Raw genomic sequence first — 3717 nt, forward strand, 5'->3', positions numbered from 1 at the left:
GACGTGGCGCTCTTAGTCGGCCAGCGCTTGTCGGGGCTGACCAAGGCGCTTGCGCTTTTCTTACTTAGCTGGGGAAATCAATGAATGAGTGTTTTCAAAGTAAGGGGAAATATCGATTTAACAGCATGCGCTTTTCTAGAATTTTCATTTTTGCCCTTAAATTTGCTTACGATTCCAGTCTTTTTTGATATACTATCAGCAAGCAGCCTTCGAAGATTGAATAACTTGAGGAGTCGAAGTATGAGAAAAGATTGGAATACTGTCGAGGTGCTCAGGCACGCCCGGCATGATTGGCTAAATAAATTGCAACTGATAAAAGGAAATATCGCGTTAAACAAAATGGAGCGGGCAAAAGAGATCATTGATGAAATTGTCGTAGAGGCGCAGAATGAAGCAAAGCTTTCGAATTTAAAAATGCCGGAGCTGGCCTCATTGCTTCTTACATATAATTGGGAAAACCATTCCTTTCAGCTCGAATATGAAGTGGTAAATGAGCAAGAACCATCTCCGGGGAATGACGGGCTCATTTCAAGCTGGACAAGGTCTTTTTTTTCATGTTTGAATGCATCAATAGAAGTTTTCCGGGAAAATCATTTATCGGTCACGATTGAACCCGGAAAAAAAGGGATTCGTTTCTTTTTCGATTTTAGCGGAATAATAACAAATAAACAGCAGCTGGAATGTTTTCTGGAGGCTAATGAGCAAGCTGTGTCGTTAAAAATCCAGGAATTCTCTGAACAGGAACTCGCACTTGAAGTTTTCGTGCCATCGGGCCAGGGAATGGCAGGCAGGAGCGATTCCCGTCTTGGGAAAAGTGAGGATACACGACTGTAGACGGGAGGAATAACATGTTTGTCGATCAAGTGAAAATATACGTAAAAGGCGGAGATGGCGGCAATGGAATGGTTGCTTTCCGCCGGGAAAAATATGTGCCGAAAGGGGGCCCTGCCGGAGGCGACGGCGGAAAAGGGGCCGATGTTGTTTTTGAAGTCGAAGAAGGTTTAAGAACGTTGATGGATTTTCGATACCAGCGCCATTTTAAAGCTCCGCGCGGTGAGCATGGCATGTCGAAAAACCAGCATGGTAAAAACGCTAAGGATATGGTGGTAAAGGTACCGCCAGGAACGATCGTAACGGATGAACAAACGGGTGAAGTGATCGCCGACTTAACCGAGCATGGGCAGAGGGCTGTCATCGCCAAAGGCGGCAGGGGCGGCAGGGGAAACAGCCGTTTTGCGACACCATCCAATCCCGCTCCGGAACTTTCGGAAAATGGGGAACCAGGCCAGGAACGCAACATAATATTGGAGCTCAAATTGCTTGCAGATGTAGGGCTTGTCGGCTTTCCGAGCGTCGGAAAATCAACGCTTCTTTCCGTCGTTTCGTCGGCCCGGCCGAAAATTGCCGAGTACCATTTCACGACGATTGTCCCGAACCTCGGCATGGTTGAAACAGAGGATGGCCGCAGCTTTGTATTAGCCGATCTGCCGGGACTGATCGAAGGGGCCCACTCCGGTGTTGGCCTCGGCCATCAATTTTTGCGGCATATCGAAAGGACCCGGGTTATTGTGCATGTCATTGACATGGCTGCCAGTGAAGGCCGCGATCCATATGAGGATTATCTGACGATTAACAATGAGTTAAAGGAATATAATCTAAGGCTGACCGAAAGGCCGCAAATTATTGTCGCGAATAAAATGGATATGCCGAATGCCGAGGAAAACTTAAAGGAATTTAAAGCTAAACTTAAAGATGGCTTTCCGGTTTTTGCGATTTCTGCGATCACCCGCCAGGGGCTGAGGGATTTACTGTTTGCCATTGCCGATAAGCTCGAGGAGACACCGGAATTCCCGCTTCTTGAGGAAGAAGAAGCGGATAAGGATGTCCACCGTGTCATGTATAAGCACGAAGCGGAACAACAGGAATTTATGATCACTCGTGACCCGGACGGCAGTTTTGTTTTATCAGGCGAAAAATTGGAACGTTTGTTCAAAATGACCGATTTTTCAAGAGATGAATCTGTCCGCCGCTTTGCACGGCAGCTGCGTGGCATGGGTATCGATGAAGCGCTCCGTAAAAAAGGAGCTGTGGACGGCGATACGGTAAGATTAATGGATTACGAATTCGAGTTTATCGAATAGAGTTGCGATGTACCGTTTTTGACTTAATGGGGTGGGGAAATGAGACAGGATAAATTCGATAAAAAATTTTATTTGGTTCGCGAAGACGTTCTTCCCGAGGCAATGAAAAAAACGCTTGAGGCAAAGGAAATGATCGAACGGGGGAAAGCAGAATCGGTGTGGGATGCGGTTCATAAGGTCGACTTGAGCCGAAGCGCTTTTTATAAGTACAGAGACACCGTTTTCCCTTTCCATACGATTGTGAAGGAACGGCTGATTACGCTGTTTTTCCACCTGGAAGATCGTTCTGGAACGTTGTCGCAGCTGCTTGGTGTTGTAGCTTCGTCCGGCTGTAATGTCCTGACGATCCATCAGACGATTCCGCTGCAAGGAAGAGCAAATGTTACCCTCTCCTTAAATACAACGGAAATGGAGATCGATATGGATGAGCTGCTGATAAACTTGCGGCGGCTCGAATTTGTTGAAAAAGTCGAAGTGCTGGGATCAGGTGCTTAAGGGCAATTTGTTCGCCCTTAACGTCTGGTTTCGGCTATTTTTTATAAAACGAAGGCGCCTGCTCTCAATATACAAGGAGGAATTATCGTGAAAATTGGTTTTTTAGGACCGCGGGCAACCTTTACAGAGTTAGCTGTACAAGCGGTGTTTGGAGGCGAAGAATCTGTTCCATTCCTGACGATTCCTGAATGTATGGATGCCGTGTTGGAAGGGAATGTCGATTTCGCGGTTGTTCCGATGGAGAATACGCTGGAAGGCTCTGTAAATATTACGCTCGACTATTTAATCCATGAAGCCCGCCTGCCGATTATCGGGGAGATTACTGCTCCAATTCGCCAGCATTTAATGGTACATCCCGTTAACAGCAAGTCGTGGAAACAACTGGAATGTGTTTACAGCCATTCTCATGCTATTGCCCAATGCCATAAGTTTTTGCATAGTGAATTGCGGGGTGTGCGCTGTCAAAATACAACCTCGACAGCAGCAGCAGCCCAATACATACAGGAACATCCTGAAATAAATGCTGCGGCGATTGGCAATGAGCTTGCCGCAAAGGAATACGGACTTGAGATTGTAAAAGAAAATATCCATGATTTTGCGGATAATCATACCCGCTTTATTATTCTATCAATATCGCCTGTTGCTCCAGGATGGCCGAAATCTCTATATAAAGGAGATAAAACATCAATTATGGTGACTCTCCCGTCAAACCATCCGGGGGCGCTGCACCAGGTTTTATCTGCCTTTGCCTGGAGAAAGCTTGATTTGTCCAAAATTGAATCACGGCCGATGAAAACCGGGCTTGGTAATTATTTTTTCATTATTGATGTAGAGATGAAGATGGATGACGTACTGATTCCCGGCGTGATCCAGGAGCTTGAGGCACTTGGCTGCAATGTAAAGCTTCTTGGAAGCTACCCTTCATTTCATCTTGAAGCAAAACAGCAAACTAAATAGAAGAAATATAAAAAAGGATCCGGGCAGGATCCTCTTTCTAGCTATAGGAAAGTATAAACGTTTCTAAATATAGTTGGGCGTTTCGATGTCCAGCTCCAGCGCCTAGCCCCTCGAGTCGCTTCGG

Annotated in this window: 4 protein-coding genes; all 4 read left to right on the forward strand. The window is 46.2% G+C overall.

What is annotated here, in order from left to right; genetic code table 11:
* Positions 1-240 precede the first annotated feature (240 nt).
* The 4 genes from CU633_RS22155 (at position 241) to pheA (ending at position 3593) form a co-directional block, all read left to right on the forward strand.
* A complete protein-coding gene (locus tag CU633_RS22155; protein ID WP_101662711.1) occupies positions 241-834 on the forward strand; it encodes a sporulation initiation phosphotransferase B in 594 nt (197 codons plus the stop codon).
* A 14-nt stretch (positions 835-848) separates the two neighbouring features.
* A complete protein-coding gene (obgE, locus tag CU633_RS22160; RefSeq protein WP_101662712.1) occupies positions 849-2141 on the forward strand; it encodes a GTPase ObgE in 1293 nt (430 codons plus the stop codon).
* Between the two features lie 39 nt (positions 2142-2180).
* Entirely contained in the window at positions 2181-2636 is a 456-nt protein-coding gene (locus CU633_RS22165) for an ACT domain-containing protein (RefSeq protein WP_101662713.1), read from the forward strand.
* Between the two features lie 87 nt (positions 2637-2723).
* Complete coding sequence (gene pheA, locus CU633_RS22170; protein WP_101662714.1) at positions 2724-3593, forward strand: prephenate dehydratase; 870 nt, start codon at positions 2724-2726, stop codon at positions 3591-3593.
* The last annotated feature ends 124 nt before the right edge of the window (positions 3594-3717 follow it).

The organism is Bacillus sp. V3-13 (assembly GCF_002860165.1).
Taxonomy (GTDB): Bacteria; Bacillota; Bacilli; order Bacillales; family Cytobacillaceae; genus Bacillus_BJ.

Excerpts from the sequence above, each read along its gene's own strand:
- CU633_RS22155 (WP_101662711.1), top strand. The coding sequence starts at position 241 with ATGAGAAAAGATTGGAATACTGTCGAGGTGCTCAGGCACGCCCGGCAT.
- obgE (WP_101662712.1), top strand. The coding sequence starts at position 849 with ATGTTTGTCGATCAAGTGAAAATATACGTAAAAGGCGGAGATGGCGGC.
- CU633_RS22165 (WP_101662713.1), top strand. The coding sequence starts at position 2,181 with ATGAGACAGGATAAATTCGATAAAAAATTTTATTTGGTTCGCGAAGAC.